The organism is Streptomyces sp. NPDC052396, from assembly GCF_044593195.1.
Classification (GTDB): domain Bacteria; phylum Actinomycetota; class Actinomycetes; order Streptomycetales; family Streptomycetaceae; genus Streptomyces.
In genome coordinates this window covers 151,914-166,976 of the sequence record NZ_JBIUAW010000009.1, presented here as the reverse complement: position 1 = coordinate 166,976, position 15,063 = coordinate 151,914, and the positions used below count along the sequence as shown (strand labels likewise).

At 71.9% G+C, this 15,063-nt stretch carries 17 protein-coding genes and 1 pseudogene; 8 read left to right on the top strand and 10 right to left on the bottom strand.

What is annotated here, in order from left to right; all coding sequences use genetic code 11:
• Window positions 1-23: 23 nt before the first annotated feature.
• Together ACIHFE_RS24185 and ACIHFE_RS24180 are read right to left on the bottom strand one after the other, a co-directional pair.
• Window positions 24-746 carry a DUF2064 domain-containing protein gene (locus tag ACIHFE_RS24185; protein ID WP_400109519.1) on the bottom strand — a complete coding sequence of 241 codons (723 nt, stop codon included), beginning with the start codon at window positions 744-746 and terminating at the stop codon, window positions 24-26.
• Window positions 743-1,432, bottom strand: a complete 690-nt coding sequence (locus ACIHFE_RS24180; RefSeq protein ID WP_400109518.1) for a glycosyltransferase family 2 protein — start codon at window positions 1,430-1,432, stop codon at window positions 743-745. Before ACIHFE_RS24180 ends, ACIHFE_RS24185 begins: the two co-directional genes overlap by 4 nt.
• Before the next feature lie 116 nt (window positions 1,433-1,548).
• Here ACIHFE_RS24180 and ACIHFE_RS24175 point away from each other — a divergent pair, with 116 nt between their 5' ends.
• Both ACIHFE_RS24175 and ACIHFE_RS24170 read left to right on the top strand, forming a co-directional pair.
• Window positions 1,549-2,292, top strand: coding sequence for a response regulator (locus ACIHFE_RS24175; RefSeq protein ID WP_400109516.1), 744 nt, complete (start codon window positions 1,549-1,551; stop codon window positions 2,290-2,292).
• Entirely contained in the window at window positions 2,285-3,424 is a 1,140-nt protein-coding gene (locus tag ACIHFE_RS24170) for a sensor histidine kinase (RefSeq protein ID WP_400109515.1), read from the top strand. The genes ACIHFE_RS24175 and ACIHFE_RS24170 overlap by 8 nt, the downstream gene beginning before the upstream one ends.
• Before the next feature lie 39 nt (window positions 3,425-3,463).
• On the opposite strand, the gene ACIHFE_RS24165 is transcribed toward ACIHFE_RS24170, so the two are convergent.
• The 3 genes from ACIHFE_RS24165 to ACIHFE_RS24155 all read right to left on the bottom strand — a co-directional run bounded on the left by ACIHFE_RS24165 (window position 3,464) and on the right by ACIHFE_RS24155 (window position 5,200).
• A complete protein-coding gene (locus tag ACIHFE_RS24165; protein ID WP_400109514.1) occupies window positions 3,464-3,964 on the bottom strand; it encodes a nucleoside deaminase in 501 nt (166 codons plus the stop codon).
• A gap of 78 nt (window positions 3,965-4,042) precedes the next feature.
• Window positions 4,043-4,513 carry a cyanase gene (gene cynS / locus ACIHFE_RS24160; RefSeq protein WP_400109513.1) on the bottom strand — a complete coding sequence of 157 codons (471 nt, stop codon included), beginning with the start codon at window positions 4,511-4,513 and terminating at the stop codon, window positions 4,043-4,045.
• An 81-nt stretch (window positions 4,514-4,594) separates the two neighbouring features.
• Window positions 4,595-5,200 carry a carbonic anhydrase gene (locus tag ACIHFE_RS24155; protein WP_400109511.1) on the bottom strand — a complete coding sequence of 202 codons (606 nt, stop codon included), beginning with the start codon at window positions 5,198-5,200 and terminating at the stop codon, window positions 4,595-4,597.
• A 126-nt stretch (window positions 5,201-5,326) separates the two neighbouring features.
• On the opposite strand from ACIHFE_RS24155, the gene cynR reads away from it, so the two are divergent.
• Window positions 5,327-6,235: a transcriptional regulator CynR gene (cynR, locus tag ACIHFE_RS24150; RefSeq protein ID WP_400109509.1), complete on the top strand. Its 909-nt coding sequence runs from the start codon at window positions 5,327-5,329 to the stop codon at window positions 6,233-6,235.
• 334 nt (window positions 6,236-6,569) lie between these two features.
• Here cynR and ACIHFE_RS24145 read toward each other — a convergent pair whose 3' ends face one another.
• On the bottom strand, window positions 6,570-7,223 hold the full coding sequence (locus tag ACIHFE_RS24145; RefSeq protein ID WP_400109508.1) for a TetR/AcrR family transcriptional regulator: 654 nt from the start codon (window positions 7,221-7,223) through the stop codon (window positions 6,570-6,572).
• Window positions 7,224-7,355: 132 nt separating this feature from the next.
• Between ACIHFE_RS24145 and ACIHFE_RS24140 the strand changes: the two genes are divergently transcribed.
• Both ACIHFE_RS24140 and ACIHFE_RS24135 read left to right on the top strand, forming a co-directional pair.
• Window positions 7,356-8,318, top strand: a complete 963-nt coding sequence (locus ACIHFE_RS24140; RefSeq protein ID WP_400109506.1) for an alpha/beta hydrolase — start codon at window positions 7,356-7,358, stop codon at window positions 8,316-8,318.
• A gap of 282 nt (window positions 8,319-8,600) precedes the next feature.
• Window positions 8,601-9,005, top strand: a complete 405-nt coding sequence (locus ACIHFE_RS24135; protein ID WP_400109504.1) for a (2Fe-2S) ferredoxin domain-containing protein — start codon at window positions 8,601-8,603, stop codon at window positions 9,003-9,005.
• Window positions 9,006-9,133: 128 nt separating this feature from the next.
• Here ACIHFE_RS24135 and ACIHFE_RS24130 read toward each other — a convergent pair whose 3' ends face one another.
• The 3 genes from ACIHFE_RS24130 to ACIHFE_RS24120 all read right to left on the bottom strand — a co-directional run bounded on the left by ACIHFE_RS24130 (window position 9,134) and on the right by ACIHFE_RS24120 (window position 11,784).
• Window positions 9,134-10,513 (bottom strand): MFS transporter, encoded by a 1,380-nt coding sequence (locus ACIHFE_RS24130; protein ID WP_400109735.1) that lies wholly within the window; start codon window positions 10,511-10,513, stop codon window positions 9,134-9,136.
• 119 nt (window positions 10,514-10,632) lie between these two features.
• Window positions 10,633-10,989, bottom strand: a complete 357-nt coding sequence (locus ACIHFE_RS24125; RefSeq protein ID WP_400109502.1) for an ArsR/SmtB family transcription factor — start codon at window positions 10,987-10,989, stop codon at window positions 10,633-10,635.
• Window positions 10,990-11,157: 168 nt separating this feature from the next.
• Complete coding sequence (locus tag ACIHFE_RS24120; protein WP_400109500.1) at window positions 11,158-11,784, bottom strand: TetR/AcrR family transcriptional regulator; 627 nt, start codon at window positions 11,782-11,784, stop codon at window positions 11,158-11,160.
• 76 nt (window positions 11,785-11,860) lie between these two features.
• Between ACIHFE_RS24120 and ACIHFE_RS24115 the strand changes: the two genes are divergently transcribed.
• Genes ACIHFE_RS24115 through ACIHFE_RS24105 form a run of 3 tightly spaced genes read left to right on the top strand, consistent with a single transcriptional unit; the run spans window position 11,861 to window position 13,860 of the window.
• On the top strand, window positions 11,861-12,553 hold the full coding sequence (locus ACIHFE_RS24115) for an NAD(P)-dependent oxidoreductase (RefSeq protein ID WP_400109499.1): 693 nt from the start codon (window positions 11,861-11,863) through the stop codon (window positions 12,551-12,553).
• Window positions 12,550-12,954 carry a pyridoxamine 5'-phosphate oxidase family protein gene (locus ACIHFE_RS24110; protein WP_400109497.1) on the top strand — a complete coding sequence of 135 codons (405 nt, stop codon included), beginning with the start codon at window positions 12,550-12,552 and terminating at the stop codon, window positions 12,952-12,954. Before ACIHFE_RS24115 ends, ACIHFE_RS24110 begins: the two co-directional genes overlap by 4 nt.
• Before the next feature lie 21 nt (window positions 12,955-12,975).
• Entirely contained in the window at window positions 12,976-13,860 is an 885-nt protein-coding gene (locus tag ACIHFE_RS24105; protein WP_400109495.1) for a haloalkane dehalogenase, read from the top strand.
• A 267-nt stretch (window positions 13,861-14,127) separates the two neighbouring features.
• Here ACIHFE_RS24105 and ACIHFE_RS24100 read toward each other — a convergent pair.
• Window positions 14,128-15,012: pseudogene (locus ACIHFE_RS24100) on the bottom strand (MFS transporter); the annotation flags it as partial.
• Window positions 15,013-15,063 lie beyond the last annotated feature (51 nt).

Genomic DNA, 15,063 nt, shown 5'->3' with positions numbered 1-15,063 from the left:
GCCGCGGGTGGCCGTGTCACCGGTCAGCACGGCCGCTCACCCGCTGCCCGGCGGGCGTTCCTATCCCGCGCATCCCTCGCGGCCGGCACCTCGCCGCGTGGCCGCATCGCGGACAGGGCCCTGGCGAAGCGGCTGCCGGGCGCCGCCGACGCGACCTCGGCCGCGTCGGCGGCGGTGTCCACATCGCGCAGCGCGGGCAGGTCCCGGACCCGGAGCCCCGCGGCCACCAGCCGGTGCCGCTGCACGGCGCCGGTCTCGGCGGTGGACATGGGAACACCCCGGAGCAGGCCGGGCCGTGGCTCGGCCAGGCCCAGGGCCCAGAACCCGCCGTCCCGGGCGGGGCCGAACCAGGCATCGCACCGCGTCCAGCCATCCGGGCCGAGGGCCGGGGCCAGCAGTCGCGGTGCGAGCTGCGGGGTGTCCATGCCGACCAGCAGGGCCGGGCCCGTACAGCCGGCGAAGGCGGCGGCGAGCCGTTCGTCGAGGCCGCCCGCGCACTGCGGGACGATCTCGAAGCCCGGCGGCAGCCAGGGCCCGGGCCGGCCGTCGAGGACGAGGACGCGGCGCCGGGCGGGCATGGCCCGTACCGCCCACAGGGTGTCGGCCACCGCCGCCTCGGCCAGGACGGCCGCCTCGGCGGGTGTGTAGGGCGGGGTGAGCCGGGTCTTGACCCGGCCCGGCACCGGTTCCTTGGCGATGACCAGCAGCGTGGTGGGTCCGGCCGGGCCGGGCGGGGGCACCGTCACCGGGCCGCTCCTTCCCGGAGCACGGCCCGCATGTCCCGTACCGCGTGCCAGGTACCGCGCCAGGTACCGGTGACCTTGGAGGCGCCGGTCCGCGGCAGATAGGGGATGTCGGTCTCCCGGACCCGCCACCCGGCCTCGGCGGCACGCACCACCATCTCCAGGGGGTAGCCGCTACGCCGGTCGGCCAGGCCGAGTTCCAGCAGCGCCTCCCGGCGTGCCACCCGCAGCGGCCCGAGGTCGCGCAGCGGCAGGCCGGTGCGCCGCCGGACCATATGGGCCAGGGCGAGGTTGCCGAGGCGGGCATGCGACGGCCAGGCGCCGGCCCCCCGCGGGCGGCGCCGCCCCAGCACCAGGTCGGCGGTGCCGTCCCGGACGGCCGCGAGGAGACCGGGCAGCAGTCCGGGGTCGAGGGAGGCGTCACAGTCGCAGAAGCACACAAAGTCGGCGGTGGCGGCGAGCAGTCCGGCGTGGCAGGCGGCGCCGAAGCCCCGGCGCGGTTCATGGACGACGGTGGCGCCGAGCGAACGGGCCACATCCGCCGAACCGTCGGTGGAGCCGTTGTCGACGACGACGGCCCGCCAGCCCGCGGGGATCCGCCGGAGCACCCAGGGCAGGGCGGCCGCCTCATCGAGGCACGGCAGCACAACGTCCGCGGAAGAGGTGGTGGAGTGAGTCACGCCACTCACCCTACGAAGGTAATTCGGAAATATCGGGCGCAAGGTCCTTACGAAACAAGGACGTTGGCCCCGGGAACCACGGCATGCCGCGCCGACCGGCTCCGGTCGGTGCGAGGCTTGCGGACATGCCCACCGAAGTCCCCGCGCGCGTACTGGTCGTCGACGACGACCCGACCGTCTCCGAAGTCGTCGCCGGCTACCTCGGCCGGGCCGGCTTCGCCGTCGAGCGGGCCGCCGACGGCCCGGCCGCGCTGCGCCTCGCCGCCACCGCCCGCCCCGACCTCGTCCTGCTCGACCTGATGCTGCCCGGCATGGACGGTCTGGAGGTCTGTCGCAGCCTGCGCGCCGACGGGCCCGTCCCCGTCATCATGCTGACCGCCCGCGGCGACGAGGAGGACCGCATCCTCGGCCTGGAGGTCGGCGCGGACGACTATGTCACCAAGCCTTTCAGCCCCCGCGAACTGGTGCTGCGCGCCGAGGCCGTGCTGCGCCGCGCCCGCGCCCGGTCCGCCGCCCCGGCGCCGGCCCCGCCCCTGCGCGCCGCCGGACTCGTCCTGGACCCGGTGGCCCGCCTCGCCACCAGGTGCGGCGGCGAACTCGCCCTCACCGTCCGGGAATTCGACCTCCTCACCCATCTGATGCGCCACCCCGGCCGTGCGTTCGGCCGTGAGCAGCTGATGCGGGAGGTCTGGGGGTGGGAGTTCGGCGACCTGTCCACCGTCACCGTGCATGTACGGCGGCTGCGCGCCAAGATCGAGGACGATCCGGCCCGGCCCCGGCTGATCCAGACGGTCTGGGGGGTCGGCTACCGCTTCGACGCCACCGGCATGGACCATGGCCGGGCTCCGGAGGCCGGGGACGATGCGTGACGTCCTGCTGATCGCGCTCTACGCGCTCGCCGGCGCGGCGGCCGCCGGCCTGCTCGGCGCCCTCGCCCTGTGGCGGCTGCGCCACCGCTCGGTCGCCGTGTCCCTCACGGTGGTGGCCGCGGTGTCGGTGACGGCCATGTTCGCCGGCACCTTCAGCGTGGCCCGGGCGATGTTCCTCTCCTCCCACGACCTGACCGTGGTCACCATGGTGTGCGCCATGGCCACCGTGGTGTCGCTGGCCACGGCCCTGCTGCTCGGCCGCTGGGTCGTCGCCCGCAGCAACGCCCTGACCGTGGCCGCCCGCGACTTCGGGCACAGCGGCAGCTTCGCCGCCCCCGACGGTGACGCCACCGCCGAACTCACCGCCCTCGGCAGGGAACTGGCGGCGACCAGCGCCAGGCTGGAGGAGTCCCGGGCCCGGGAACGCGCACTGGACGCCTCGCGGCGCGAACTGGTCGCCTGGATCTCACATGACCTGCGCACCCCGCTGGCCGGGCTGCGTGCCATGGCCGAAGCGCTGGAGGACGGCGTGGCCGAGGATCCGCGGCGCTATCTCCGGCAGATCCGGGCCGAGAGCGACCGGCTCGACGCGATGGTCGGCGACCTCTTCGAACTCTCCCGTATCCATGCGGGCGTTCTGCCGCTCTCCCCGAGCCGTATGTCGGTGTACGACCTGGTGGGCGACGCCCTCGCCGGGGCGGAACCGCTCGCCCGGGAACACGGTGTCCGCCTGGTCGGGGAGCGGGTGGACGCGGCGCCCGTGGAGGTCGACGGCAAGGAGATGACCCGGGTCCTGGGCAATCTCCTGGTCAACGCCATCCGCCGCACCCCCGCCGACGGCACGGTCGCCATCGCCGCCCGGCAGCGGCCGGGCACCGTGGTCCTCTCCGTCACCGACGCCTGCGGCGGCATCGCCGAGGACGACCTGCCCCGGGTCTTCGACACCGGCTGGCGGGGCTCCGAGGCGCGAACTCCCCCGGCCGGGGCGGGACTCGGCCTGGCCATTGTGCGCGGCATCGTCGAGGCCCACGCGGGCCGCGTCACCGTCCGCAACGTCCCCGGCGGCTGCCGCTTCGACGTCTGCCTGCCGACGGCCGACGGCGGCAGCCCCCGGCCACCGACGGCCTGGTGAGCGCCCGGCCGTCGCGGACCAGGGGCGGTCCCGGCGTGCTCAGGCCGCGGTCGGGGCCCCGGCCACACGGCGTTCGCCGCCGTTGCGCTCCTGCCAGAAGCGGTACACCTCGACCGCGGTGTCCCGGGGCTCGTAGCGCATGGGCAGCCGGCGCTCGTCCCAGTTCTTGGCGAACTCCCCGTAGAATGTGTCCAGTTCGAAGTACTTGCGGTCGTCGGCATAGTGCGGCTCATAGGCGTCGCGGGTGGTGAGGAAGACGACCTCGTCCGGGGAGCAGTAGTACAGCGAGCCCAGGCACATCGGGCAGGGGTGGGCCAGCACATAGATGGTGGTGCCGGTCAGGTGCTCGGTGCCCAGCTTGGTGCAGGCCTCGCGGATGGCGAGGATCTCCGCGTGCGCGGTGGGGTCATTGGTCTGGGCGACCTTGTTGGGGCTCTCGGCGAGGATCTCGCCATCCTTGACGATGACGGTGGCGAAGGGGCGGCCGCCCTCGGCGACATTCTGCCGGGCGAGGTCGATGGTGCGCTGAACGAAGTCCATGGGTCCTCCGGGCGAGATGAAACGGGAACAGGGGGGACGGAAGGGGGCGGGGCGTGTCCGGCCCCGCCCCCGCCCGGATCAGAAGGGCTTGGTCGGCAGGTACTTGCCGTCCAGGGTGATGATGGCGCGCTCGCCGCCCTCGGGGTCGGCGACCCTCTTCACATCCAGCTTGAAGTTGATCGCGGAGATGATGCCGTCACCGAACTCCTCGTGGACCAGGGCCTTGAGGGTGGTGCCATAGACCTGGAGCATCTCGTAGAAGCGGTAGATGGTCGGGTCGGTGGGGATGCCGCCGGGGATCGAGCCACGGATGGGGACGGTCTGCAGCAGCAGCGCCGCGTCCTGGTCCAGACCCAGCAGCTCGGCGACCGCCTGGGCGGACCGCTCCGGCAGGGGGTGCTGGCCGAGGACGGCGGCGGTGGTGAAGGCCACCGACAGGCCGGCCGCGTCGGCGATCCGCTGCCAGGTCAGGTTCTTGCGCATCTTGGCCTCGACAGCGGCGTTGGCCAGGGCCTCGCGGGCGGTGGGGTCGAACTGGGCGTGCACCATGAGAGGGGCTCCTTTTCCGGGGGTGCCGGCCCGCGGGGACAGCGGGAGCGGCGGGTTCTTGGGTGGGGTGGTGGGCTTCGGTCAGGACGCGAGGGCGGTGCCCGCGCCGGTGAGATCGAGCGCTTCGACGCGCCCGGTGGCGATGTCGAAGACCCAGCCGCGCAGGGTCACCTTCTTCTCGGCCAGCGCCCGGGCGACGGAGGGGTGGGTGGTCAGATTTGTCAGCTGCGCGTGCACGTTCCGGCGGACCAGCGCCGCCACCTTCGCCGGGCCTGCCGCCAGGCCGGCGGTACGGGCCACGGCGGCGTCCGCGTGCCGCAGCCAGTCGGCGACCACCGGCGCGCCACTGAGGTCATGGCCTTCGGCCAGGGCGGTCATCGCGCCACAGGCGGAGTGCCCGCACACCACGATGTCGGTCACGCCCAGCACGCTGACGGCGTACTCGATGCTGGCCGTCACCCCGTTGGCACCGGGGGTGTAGGCGGGGACGAGGTTTCCGGCGGTGCGGATGACAAAGAGCTCGCCCGGCTCGCCCTGGGTGATCAGCTCGGGTACGACACGGGCGTCCGAGCAGCCGATGAACAGGGTGTGCGGCGTGTGATGGGTGGCCAGGTGGGTGAAGAGGTCTGCCTTGGCCGGGAAGACATCGCGCTGAAACCGTGCGACGCCCTCGGTGAGGTTCTGCATGGGTCACTCCCTTCGGTAGCCGTCGGGCCCCTGGGGGCCGGCGAGTTCCACCATGCACGACCTGCACCTATAGCGTCCAAGAGCTGCTCACCATGACTGCCATAGTCCACACCTATAGTTGCCCTCATGGCCACCCTGGAACTGCGTCACCTGCGCTATCTGCTCGCCGTCGCCGAACATGGCAACTTCACCCGCGCCGCCGAGGAACTGCATATCTCCCAGCCCACCCTGTCCCAGCAGATCAAGCAGCTGGAGCGCACCCTCGGCGTGCAACTGCTGGACCGCACCGGCCGCATGGTGCGGCTGACCGACGCCGGCGCCGTCTACACCGACCACGCCCGGCGTGCACTACGCGACCTGGCCGCCGCCGAACGCGCCGTCCACGATGTACAGGACCTCTCCCGGGGCCAGCTGCGCCTGGGCGTCACCCCGACCTTCAGCGCCTACCTGGTCGGCCCGCTCACCGCCGAGCTCCACACCCGCCACCCCGGCCTCGGCCTGACCCTGACGGAGACGACCCAGGACCATATGGAGGCAGCCCTGCTCGCCGATGACCTCGACCTCGGTATCGCCTTCGCCGGATCCCACCTCCCCGGCATCGAGGCAACCCCCCTCTTCACCGAAACCCTCAGCCTGGTCACCGCCACCCACCACACTCCCCCGCCGGCCGACCCGCTACCGGTCCACACCGTCAAGGACCACCAACTCGCCCTCCTCAGCGGGGACTTCGCCACCCGCACCCATATCGACACCTACTTCACCGACCACCGCATCGCCCCCCGCATCACGGTCGAGGCCAACTCCATCCAGGCCCTCACCGAAATCGTGCGACGCACCGGCCTGGCCACCGTCCTGCCGGACGCCATCACCCACGACCACCCTCACCTCACCCCCGTCCCGCTGGCCCCACCCCTGCCCACCCGCACCGTCGCCCTCCTCCAGCGCGAAGGCGCCTACCGCAGCGCCGCCGCCCATGCCTTCCGCCGGCTCATGGACGACCTCATCCACACCCGCGGATACGCCCCGCCCCGGTGACCCGCCCTGGCCCACCCTCGGCGGACGCGGCCGCGCGGCGGTGAGCGCCTGAACGACCCCGCGCCGGGGCGGCAGGAGGCTTGCAAACGGAGGCCCCGGCCATGACGAGTGTGGCCGCCGCGACCACGATGGCCGGCGAAGGACGGCTGGAGCATGGTGTCGGCGTCCTGGACAAGGACCAGATCGGTGTCGCCGAGGCCGGCCGGGAGCCGCGGTGCGGCGGTCGCTCTTGGCGGTTCAGGGCCGCGATGGCGGCGGCGATGCGCTCGGCCTCCGGCACCGGGTCGGCCGGCAGTGGCGCGACCCGACCGCATCGCCCGCACGATCCGGCACGTCAGGGGATCTGGGCCTCGATATGGGCGAGTTGGGCGGCGAGGATTTCCTCGAATGCGGCGCGGCGGTCTGCTCCGAGGGGGCGGATGTCGCGAGCGAAGTGGGCCAGGGCGGGGAAGCGTTCGGGGTCGGCGCCGAGCACCGCGACGCGGAACTGCTCCATCGCCTGTTCGTACTCGTTGGGGGTGATGGTGCTGATACCGGCCTCGGAGGCGATCAGCGCGGCGAGGAGGATCACGATGCGGTGGTACCGCACCGGGACCTCCTCGTCGGGCAGGCCGGACGCGCGCAGGGCCTGCAACAGTTCCTCCATGACCAATCGGGATCCGGTGCCGCCGGACGCATAGCGTCCCCACACCGTGGCGAGTTGGGGCTGCTCACCGAAGGCCTCGCGCAGGCGCAGGGCCAGGGCGGTGATGCGCTGCTTCCAGTCGCCCTCGGGGCGGTAGCCGTCCATGGCGGCCAGCAGGATCCGGTCGGCAACCGCGCGCAGGAGTTCGGTCTTGTTGCGGAAGTGCCGGTAGAGGCTGGAGGAGTCGGTCCCGAGCGCTGCGGCGAGTTTGCGCACGCTGAATGACTCGGCGTCGCTGGTGCGCAGCAGTTCCGCCGCCGTGTCCAGGATCTCCTCGGTCGACCATCGCCTTCGGCCAGTCATCTCGCCCCTCTCGTCCGGACTCAGCCTAACCTATGCACTTGACGATGCACGCACTGCGTGCATCATTAGGACAACGGGCTGTCCGGCCACAACGACATACCCGGCATCCGGCTCGGAAAGGGAGAAGGACACATGAGTGAGACCACTACCGCGATACGGCCACCGGAGCCGGACTTCTCGGCGATCACGGCCGAAGAACTGCACGCCTACCGCGACGCGGAGAACCGCTGGCGGGCGTCCGGCACGGCTCGGGCACTCCTCGGGGAACCGGACCCCGGCGCCGCGATCGCCTGGCAGCAGGTGGCGCTGCCCGGCCGCGACCTCCCGGTCCGGGTGTACCGGCCCGCGTCGACGGCAGACGGCGAAGCCGACGCCCGAACCGGCCTGCCACTCGTCATCCATGTGCATGGCGGCGGCTTCGTGGGCACGGCGGCGCAGTGCGACTGGACCAACAGCCATCTCGCCGCCCGGCTGCCCGCCCTCGTCGTCTCGGTCGAGCACCGCCTCCTCGCCCCCGGCGGCCCGCTCGCGGACGCCGCCGACGACGGCTGGGACGTGCTCCAGTACGTGGTGCGGCACGCCGCGCAGTGGGGCGCCGACCCGGCGCGCGCGGCCGTCTTCGGCGAGAGCTGCGGCGCACTGATCAGCGCGCTGGCGGCCATCCGGGCCAGCGAGGCCGGCCTGGAGCTCAAGGCACAGGTGCTGGTCAACCCCGTGGTCGACGTGACCGAGACGATGTTCGACTACCCCTCGATCACCGAGTACGCATACAGCCCGACCCGGGCCCTGCCGCAACTGCGGCTCTTCCAGCGGCTCGCCGTCCCGCCGGGAGCCGACGCCGGCACAGTCTCGCCGCTGTACACGGACCACCTGGGTGGGCTCGCCCCGGCTCTCGTGGTGGTGCCCACCCGGGACGCGGTCGCCGACCACGGCCGCCGCTATGCCGAGCAGCTGCGCGAGGCAGGGACCCCCGTGCGGCTTTCCGAATACCCGGGAGCAAGGCACGCATTCCTCACCCTGCCCGGCGTGGAACCACAGGCCGAGGCCGCCCAGGCGGAGATCCTCGCGTTCCTCCACGCGGCTCTGGCGGAGTGACGGAGGAACGACGCACCCCCCCTTGGACCCGACGGCCCAACGGTCTCCCGACTGCGCCGGAGGCGGCGGCCGGGTTGCCGGCGGTGCCGCACGACCGCCCAGGGACACCGCGCCACCCACAAAACCACTGAACGCGACAGTCCCGCAAGGTGAGTTCGCATCACCGGGCGCGCGGCCCGGGTCCGTACTGATGGTTGTCTGTACACACGTGTTCGTCGGCCTCAACGGCCTGCGCCTGCCGGCCGATACCGCCTGGCGCCACGCCCGCACCGGGAACGGCCGGTGACCCGCCGCAATCGCAAGGCCGCCCACGCCACAGCGGGGGCGGCCCGCTGCACAGCCACCGTCTGCCGGGGCTGCTGCTGCGGTACCCCAAGATCCCCGGGCTCGACCACACCGCCCAAACTCGCGCAGCTGCGCGCCCCCCTCGCCGGTCAGGCACAGGTACGGGTCGTCAAGTGCCTGGGCGCCTGCGAACACGCCAACCTCATTGTCGTCCAACCCTCACCGGAAGGCCGCAAGGCCGGCGGCCGCCCCGTCCGGCTCGGCCTGGTCAACGACCCCGACGCCACGACGGACATCGCCGCCTGGATACGCGACGGCGGACCCGGACTCGCCGAACCACCCGGCATCCTCGGCCTCTACGCCTTCACCCCCCGCCGCATACGCCAGTTCCCGGAGAGCTGACCGGCGCCGGGAACAGCCACCTGCGTCCTGGCGGGCACGGCTCCATCGCTACCGTCCGGCACCAGGCCGAAGTCGCATGTGACGCCAGGCCGCAGATTCTGCAGGGCGGTCAATACCTCCGGGCGCAGCTAGTGGCTGGCCGCCGCCCGGTGGCGGAGCTGTCCGTCGGGGCGGGGCCAGGTGTAGTGGTTCCGGTCGATGACGTAGTGGTGACCGTGGCGCCAGCCGCCTGCGGTGTGGCGTGCGTCGACGAGGTGAGGGTGGCCGACCGGGAGGTCGGTGTGCACGTGGTCGAGCCGCCCGGGGTCGTGAGCCGGCCACAGCACAACTGCCCCGAGTGCGCCGGCCAGTGAGATGCCGCCGAGCAGCATGGCGGTGACGGGCAGCCCGGCGCCTGCGGCGAGCCATCCGGCGAGGGGATAGGTCAGCAGCCAGCAGCTGTGGGAGAGGGAGAACTGGGCGGCGAAGGCATCAGGCAGGTCCGCGTCGTCGGCGGAGCGGCGGATGACCCGCCCGCCCGGGGTCAGGACGGCGGAGGAAGCAGCACCGATCAGAGCCCAGACCACGAGCAGTGCTGCCCAGGACCAGGCGCCCGGGTCAGTGGCGGTCAGTGCGGCGGCAGCAACCAGCACCACAGGCAGTGCGAACGCGGCGAACAGCATGACCGCACGGTCGCTGACTCCGGTGAGTACGCGGGGAAGGGCAAGGGCGGTGAGCATGGAGCCGGCCCCGAAGGCACCCAGCGCCAGTGACACTGCACCGGCGGGCTGGTGGAAATGGTCGCGGACGATAACGACGGTGTTGACGTAGACGATTGCTCCGGCCGCGGCGACAGCGAGGTCGAGCGCGAGCAGGGCCCGCAACCGCGGTGTGGCCCAGAACAGGCGCGAGCCGAAGGCTGCCTTGGCATAGACGCTGCCCGTCCGGTCCACGGGCGCGGGCTTGGGCAGGACGACAGAGACGACCAGTGCGGCGGAGGCAAGGAAGCCGACCACGGTGCCTGCGAACAGCCAGTTGTAGGAGACCAGGGTCAGCAGGCCGGCCGCGAGCGCCGGGCTGAAAAGGCTCTCCAGGTCGTAGGCCAGGCGGGACATCGACAGCGCCTGCGTGTAGTTGCGCTCCTCCGGCAGTACCTCGGGGATGGTTGCCTGGAAGGTCGGGGTGAAAGCGGCGGAGGCCGCCTGCAGGAGGAAGACCATCACGTAGATCTGCCAGACCTGAGTGACGAACGGCAGAGCGAGCGCGACGCCGGCCCGGGTCAGGTCCATCGCGACCATCAGCACCCGCCGCGGTATTCGCCCGGCCAGTGCACCCACGACCGGCGCGATGGCAACGTAGGCGACCATCTTGATCGCCAGCGCTGTGCCCAGCACCGCCGACGCATGGTCCCCGGCGACGTCGTACGCCAGCAGCGACAGCGCCACCGTCGCAAGACCCGTCCCGGTCAAGGCGACGACCTGGGCGGTGAACAGGTGACGGTAGGTGCGGTTGCGCAGCACAGACAGCATGGGCCCCGTCCCGGTCAGCACGGAATGACGCACCCATCATAAACATCATGTGCGTACGTATTCACATATTGATTCCGGACCGGTCCCGGATGCTCACACCACACGGGAGGGACCGGGGGTCAGTCGTGAGGCGGCAGCGATCCAATCTGGTGATCAGCGACGTTCAGCGCCTCGTCGACCAGGCGCCGCAGATGCCCGTGCCGCAGGGAGTAGACCACGCGACGGCCGTCCTTGCGGGCGACGACCAGACCGGCCAGGCGCAGCTTCGCCAGGTGCTGACTCACGGAAGTCCGCGCCGCGCCCGTGGCCTCGGTCAAGGTCGTGACGTCGGCCTCACCCCGGCCGAGCCGCTCCATCAGCGCAAGCCGCGTGCGATCGGCAAGCAGAGCCAGCACCGACGCGGCGACATCCAGCCGCTCGCCGCTGCCCCGCTGCTGCAAAGGGTGTGCATCTGCCATCTCCGCGCTTACGCCCATCCCGACATCGTAGGGCTGGAGTGCGCACCTGTGCACGTTTATGGGAGGCGCACACCCTCGAGCCCTGCCTGGCCGGCCTACCCCCACATCGCCCAACCGGAGGGATCCACCCACTGCCCGGGCATAGAACGCCTCACGGGCCAGAAGACCAAGACGCGGGAACGACATTTAAGAGATCTGACTGCCTGCTCTGGCGGTCGCCACGGTGCGTGGCCTGGGGGCCAGTGCCGTGCGCAGCGCCGGGGTGAGGATGTGGCGGGTCTCGGACGGGGTGAGGGTGGCGGGGGTGGGGAGGGGGTTGAGGTAGCGGGTGTAGATGAGGCCGCCGAGGATCGTCACCACGGCCGTGGCGCGGGCGGTAGCGTCCCGGCCGCCGAGAAATTCAACAAGCCGGGCCAGCAGCTCGTGTTCCAGGTATTCGCGGAGCACTTCGGCAGCCTCGTCGCCCTGGGTGGTGAGTTGACGGAAGTCGGCGTCTTCCCATAGGTCCGTCACCGCGTCGATCAGGCGGTCGGGGAGGGTGGCCGGGTCGCCGCCGAGGACCTCGTCCACCGCCAGCGCGTTGGCGCACTGGAACTGCATCACGTCCGCGAACAGGCCCCTTTTCGAGCCGAAGTGGTACGCGATCAGCGCCGGGTCGACCCCGGCAGCCTCGGCCACCGCGCGCAGGGTGGTGCGCCGGTAGCCGCGTTCCAGGAACAGCGCGCGGGCCGCCGAGACGATCGACTCGCGGGTCGGCGGGTTGCCGCGGGGGCGGCCTCGGGTGCGGGTGGGGGTACGGGCGGAGTTATTCATCAGCGTTGAGCCTGCGTTTCATGATCGGCACAGTCAAGGGCGTTCCAGGACCCACACGAAGGGATGACCCGACACCATGCGTATCGCAGTCTTCGGCGCCAACGGACCGACCGGCCGCCACCTCACCGACCAGGCGCTCTCAGCCGGCCACGAGGTCGTCGCCGTAACCCGCCGCGCCGGCTCCCTCACCGAGCGGCCAGGCCTCACCGTGGTGGTCGCCGACGCCACCGATCCGGCGGCTGTCGACGCCGCGATCGCCGGGACGGACGCCGTCCTGTCCGCGCTGGGCGCGCGCTTCAGCAAGGAGATCATCACCACGTACTCGGCGAGCGCCACTGCCATCACCGGGGCCATGGCCCGGCACGGCGTCAAGCGGCTGCTCGCCGTCAGCTCCAGCATCGCCGACCCGAACTGGCGTCCCACCGGCGCGCACTTCTTCAACCACGTGCTCGACCCGCTGGTAAACCGGCGCCTCGGCCGCACCCTCCACGAAGACATGCGCCGTATGGAGGCCGTGATCCGTCAGACGGACCTCGACTGGACCCTCGTCCGGCCCTCGGGCCTGTTCGAGCACCCCGTCGTCACGGACTTCCACACCGCCGAGACCAGCGCCGACGGCGTCTTCACCGCCCGTGCCGACCTCGCCGCGAGCATGCTGCGCGAGCTGGCGGAACGGAGGTACGTCCGTGCGCACATGGGCGTCATCACCACGGCCGTGAAGCCGAACATCGCCAAGCTGATCTGGAACGAGGGCGTGAAGAAGAAGTGAGCCGGGCGACAGTCGTACTCCCGGCCAGCACACGGGCGTTCCTTACTCGCCCCTGCACGGCCACCTTCACCACCCTCCGCCCCGACGGCACCCCGCACGTCACCCCGGTCCGCTTCACCTTCGACGCGGCCACCGGCCTGGTCCGGGTGACCACCCGGGCGGGAGCCCACAAGGCCCGAAACGTGGCGGCGGGCGGCCCGGCGGCCCGCGTCGCGCTCTGTCAGGCGGACGGCTTCCGCTGGGTCACCCTCGAAGGCCGGGCCGCCGTCACCGACAATCCCGCGCGCCTGGCCGAGGCGATCCGCCGCTACACCGCCCGCTACCGCGCGGACCCGCCGGCCCCGCTGGACCTGGTCGTCATCGAGATCGCCGTCGACCGCGTCCTGAGCCTCAACCTCTGAATCCCCCGCACTGAAAGCGAAGTGACACCCGCGATGCCCACCCTCCGCGTCCTTGACTCCACCCTCCACTACCGCGAGTCCGGCGACCCCGACGGGCTGCCGTTCGTCTTCCTCCACGGCAACCCCACCTCCTCCCACCTGTGGCGGAACGTCCTGCCCGGTGTGGCCGCACCCGGCCGCCGCCTACTGGCCCCCGACCTCATCGGCATGGGCGACTCCGGCAAGCCGGACATCGCCTACTCCTTCGACGACCACGCCCGCTACCTCGACGCCTGGTTCGACGCCCTCGGCCTTGCCGAGGCCGTCCTCGTCGGCCACGACTGGGGCGGCGCGCTCGCCTTCGACCGAGCCGCCCGTCTCCCGGACCGTGTCCGCGGCCTCGCTTTCACCGAGACGATCATCAAGCCGCTGGTCGGCGACGAGTTCCCGGCGGCAGGACGGGAGTTGTTCACCCTCCTGCGCACCCCCGGGGTGGGCGAGGAGATGATCCTGGAGAAGTCGCTGTTCATCGAGGGGCTCCCGGAGACGCTGGCCACACCGCTCGACCCTGCCGACCTGGAGGTCTACCGCCGCCCCTTCCCGACCCCGCAGAGCCGCCGCCCGGTGCTGGCGTGGACGCGCATGATGCCATTGGACGGCGAGCCCGCCGATGTCGTGGCCCGTGTCGAGCACTACGACACCTGGCTGGCCACCAGCCCCGAAGTCCCCAAGCTGCTCGCCGCGTTCGAGCCGGGCCCGGGCGCGATGACCGACCAAGGCACCGTGGCCTGGTGCGAGGAGAACATCGCGGGCCTGGAGGTCTCCCGCCACGGCCCGGCCGGCCATCACTCCCCGGAGGACCGCCCCAAGGAGCTGGCCGCGTCGATCAACGCCTGGGCCGACCGCCACAGGCTGGCACGCCGGTAGGCGTCCTCGACCACGACGGTGCCGACCGTCCCGGGGTGGCTGAGCTGTCACCCACGGGTGTACGCACCACGATCGCCGCCACCATCGAACGCCACCGCGAACGGAAACCCTCGGATGTCGCCTACCGGCCAGCACCTGGAGGCCCTGCGCACGCGACGGCAACGACGCCACACCGAGCTGACCGTTCGGTCAACCACGGGTGTGTGCAGGCGACTTCGGACTTCAATGCAGCCGAGCCCGAAAGCTGACATCCGGCGTCACATCCATGGCGGCGGCGACCGTCAGCGGGCCGTACCGGTCGACGAGCCAGCCGGACAGGGGCGCGGGCAGATACATCGCCCCGATGTGGATCGCGATGACGAGGCCGGAGGCGGCGGCACTGTGGCCGTGGTTGTGCATGTGGACCGGTGTCATCGTCATGATCGCGACCATCACCAGCTGCGTGAGGGCCATGACCAGCGCACCCAGTAGTACGCCGGCCCGGCGCCGTCCGGCTGCCGGCCGCGCCCGACTGTCGGGATCGTCTGGACGCGCAACCGCCTCGGCGGTCCGCTCAGCCTCCGGCGTGCGGGCCAGCAGCAGCGGGTCAGGGCGCAACCAGATGGCCAGCACCAGCGCGGCTGTCGCGTAGGCGGCACCCGAGAGAAGGAACAGCCCAGCCAGTCGGGGGATGCCGAGGACATGAGCGAAGTTGCCGGCGGGTGCGACGAGATTGGGGCCGACCACGCCGCCCAGGGTGGTGGCGACCAGCACGGTGGACAAGGCGCGGGCGCGATACTTGGGAGCCGCCAAGTCGGCACCGGCGTAACGGGCCAGCAGGTTCGTGGCCATACCGGCGCCGTAGACGAACATCGCGACGAACAGCAGCACGGAGCTGCCTGCGACGGCGGCGGCAATGACGCCCGCGCTGCCGATGGCGCCGGCCAGGTACCCGGCGGCAAGACCGGAGCGACGGCCACGGGCACAGAGTTCCTTCGCTGAGCATGACCTGCCGGACGGCGCCTCTGGCGGTCCGGCAGGTCTGAAACGGTCCAGCAGATCGCCGACATGTTCGGCGTGCCCCGCTCGACGGCCTATGGCCACCTGGACCGCGAGAAGACCGTGCCTCGGCAGCCGAGGAAGCCCACCTCGGCTACGGCGTGACCAACGGATGTTTGGGGCGGTATCCCATGGGTCAGTCGCGATCGGCCAGAGACTGCCGGA